This window comes from Variovorax beijingensis, assembly GCF_003951285.1.
GTDB classification, from domain to species: Bacteria; Pseudomonadota; Gammaproteobacteria; order Burkholderiales; family Burkholderiaceae_C; genus Variovorax; species Variovorax beijingensis.
This window is the reverse complement of the sequence record NZ_RXFQ01000059.1, coordinates 1-2,582: the sequence shown is the minus strand read 5'-3', so window position 1 is coordinate 2,582 and position 2,582 is coordinate 1. Positions and strand designations below refer to the sequence as shown.

Below are 2,582 nucleotides of genomic sequence, written 5' to 3'. Positions count from 1 at the left end.
AACCAGACGCTCGCCCATGTTCCAGAATCTGGGCGCACAAACGGCATCTCTAGGGAGACGCGGCATGGGGAAGAGTTGGGGTATCGCTAGGTTCTATGGCATGGGCTCCATGGAGTACCGGCTGGAATCCGGAGAATGGTTGGCAGACAGTAGGCTCTTTGATGGAGCACCGATTCAGCTGTTCGAGACGATGGCCGAGGCAGATGCTCAGGCCGAGAAGCTCGACCAGCAAGCCCAGCCTCATGGTGTTCAGTTCATGATCGATTCCCAAGGTAAGGTGCTTACCGTGCGAAAAAAAGAAACCAATCAATCAAAGAAGATCGGTCGTCGCTAGGCCGGACCTGGCCACAACCGGCCCGTGTCTTCCATCGCTCAACTGATTCGAACCCCTATATGTGGCCCTTCAAAAAAGCGCTTGATGGCCTCGCCAACACACGCCATCCCGCCTTCAGATAAGGTTGTAGAGACCACTGCCGATCGAGACAGCCCGGTTTGCTGCCGCGTTGAATTCGAGCCGAGTGACGAGAAGTCCTTACGGCGTCTGACGGAGTTCTTTGACTTCGTGAAGGCTGCGAAAGATAGCGATGAGCCAGCCGACGAGTCGCAACTATTGGGATATCTGAGCGATGGTGAACGCTCCTACTTTTCAAACTTGACCCCGGAGGAAGTGGCTGAGTGGAACGAATATTGGTTCTCCACTCCGCTTCCGAAGCGGCATTCCCCTGAGATGCCAACTCCACAGTGGGATTTCGCTTCCATGCTTGATGCAATCTGGAATGGGGACTACGACCTCATTGCAATCCAACCGCGAGCGGCACGGTATGTGTTGGAGTTCAATCCCCATGGCTACCCATACGGTGGCACTGGCAGCCTCGTTGCGCTGGTTGAGTGTTTCGGCCATCAAGTCGTCGGCGTTGATGACGGGACGGGATATGAGAAATATGTGCCACGTACGAACATCTGGAAGCCGTCTGCCGGACGTGATGTCTGACCTCGCATTACGCCGGCAACGAATGACTGCTATCGAGCAAGCCAGATGACCGCTTCGAGCTCAAAGCTCGAAGGCCGCGACCGGCTACAGTCGGCCAGAAGCCGACCTTCGACCCAAGTTCTCAATGAAAGGGATTTGATGCCGTTCGATTTGGATGAGCGCTATGTGCAGGCTGCGGAGCAGGCGTTGGGCGTCAGCTTGCCGACGTCGTATCGCCTGGCCATGATGAGAAGCAACGGAGGCGCGGTCGCAACCGAGAGCGACGACTGGGACCTGTATCCCATCGCGGACGATTCCGACAGAAAGCGGCTCGCCCGCACCCTCAATGGCGTCGTCCCCGAGACGGAGCGTGCGAGAGCCTGGCGTGGTTTTCCATCAGCCGCGGTACCGCTGGGCGGTAACGGCGAAGGTGACCATCTCGTCTTTCTCGCGGATGGACAAGGGCTTGGTCCGGAGGTCTTCATCTGGCGTCATGAGACGTGCGAGTTGGTCCGCGTCGCCGACGACTTCGCAGACCTTGTCGCCGTCGGCTCGTGACGGCCAACAGCGGGCCTTCGGCTGTGCCTTATCAAAGTGGCCTTTCTACGATCATCCAGCCTTCTTAAAACCATGAGTGCTGATCAACCTGCGGGAATCGTTGACCCGCTGCGGCAAGCTGCGAGGTACGTCGCTACCGGGCTATTTGTCGGTCTGTTCGCGTGCTTGGCAATCGCAGAACCACGTTGCGCGGACCTCGATACGAGACAAGGATGCAAGCGTTACGCCGTTTCGCTGATTCAGTTAATAGCCAATCCTAGTCAGTTCGACGGGAAACGGGTCGTCGTTGGCGGGTTTCTAAGCCTTGAGTTCGAGGGCCATGCGTTGTACCTACATCAAGATGATTTCCGGGTGGGGAACACATCAAATGCGGTGGCTCTGGAATTGCCGGCAAACTGGTTTACCTCAACGGCGTCGATCGACTGTCCAAATAATCGCTACGTCCAGCTGGAGGGTGAATTTGGTATGAACAACGGGCACTTTGGGCTTTTCGCTGGCTCATTGAAGTATGTTGAAAGGTGTCGCCAACGTAGTGTGAGGGAACTGGAATGACCGAAAAGTCGCCTCGAGACAACGGCGTGACTGGCCAAGACCCGACATCGGAGTGCGACACGTGACTGAGATTGAAGCGCTATTAAGGAACGGCAAGACCGCACGCGACGAGGAAGTCCCCGCCGTATTCGACCAAGAGATACATGAGGCAGAAGCAACGCTCGGCCGCTCGTTTCCGACGAGCTATCGCGAGTTCATTGCCTTCGGAGGGCTTGGCGAGTTGCGCATTCGCCATCGTGTTTTGAGGCCATCGGAGATTGTTTGAAGCCAAGCGCCATACGGGTGCTGCCCCAATCGTCCCATTTGCTGACAACGGATGTGGCGACCTGTACGGCTGGTCGACGCTGGGTGCGGATGAACCTGGCGTTGTGCTGTGGACCCACGATGACGTGACCGTCGCGCATGCGGCGGATTCATTCGCGGCGTGGCTTTCCATCTTTCGCTTCTGACTTGCAGTAGTCGGATTGAAGGGCCGCTATGGAGCGAGGTAAATGTCGCCTTC

Annotated in this window: 6 protein-coding genes; all 6 read left to right on the top strand. The window is 56.9% G+C overall.

Features of this window, described 5'->3' with window-relative positions; genetic code table 11:
* The coding region (locus EJO66_RS32345) for a hypothetical protein (protein WP_206168920.1) at positions 1–334 on the top strand (334 nt) is incomplete at its 5' end.
* Between the two features lie 84 nt (positions 335–418).
* Positions 419–991: a hypothetical protein gene (locus EJO66_RS32340; RefSeq protein ID WP_125967278.1), complete on the top strand. Its 573-nt coding sequence runs from the start codon at positions 419–421 to the stop codon at positions 989–991.
* A gap of 45 nt (positions 992–1,036) precedes the next feature.
* A complete protein-coding gene (locus tag EJO66_RS32335; RefSeq protein ID WP_206168919.1) occupies positions 1,037–1,528 on the top strand; it encodes an SMI1/KNR4 family protein in 492 nt (163 codons plus the stop codon).
* Positions 1,529–1,600: 72 nt separating this feature from the next.
* Positions 1,601–2,080, top strand: a complete 480-nt coding sequence (locus tag EJO66_RS32330) for a hypothetical protein (protein ID WP_125967277.1) — start codon at positions 1,601–1,603, stop codon at positions 2,078–2,080.
* 61 nt (positions 2,081–2,141) lie between these two features.
* The gene (locus tag EJO66_RS32325; RefSeq protein ID WP_125967276.1) at positions 2,142–2,345 is read left to right on the top strand and encodes an SMI1/KNR4 family protein; all 204 of its coding nucleotides are present in this window, start codon (positions 2,142–2,144) and stop codon (positions 2,343–2,345) included.
* Complete coding sequence (locus tag EJO66_RS33440) at positions 2,338–2,529, top strand: SMI1/KNR4 family protein (protein WP_125967275.1); 192 nt, start codon at positions 2,338–2,340, stop codon at positions 2,527–2,529. The genes EJO66_RS32325 and EJO66_RS33440 overlap by 8 nt, the downstream gene beginning before the upstream one ends.
* The last annotated feature ends 53 nt before the right edge of the window (positions 2,530–2,582 follow it).

Excerpts from the sequence above, each read along its gene's own strand:
- EJO66_RS32340 (WP_125967278.1), top strand. The coding sequence starts at position 419 with ATGGCCTCGCCAACACACGCCATCCCGCCTTCAGATAAGGTTGTAGAG.
- EJO66_RS32330 (WP_125967277.1), top strand. The coding sequence starts at position 1,601 with ATGAGTGCTGATCAACCTGCGGGAATCGTTGACCCGCTGCGGCAAGCT.
- EJO66_RS32335 (WP_206168919.1), top strand. The coding sequence starts at position 1,037 with ATGACCGCTTCGAGCTCAAAGCTCGAAGGCCGCGACCGGCTACAGTCG.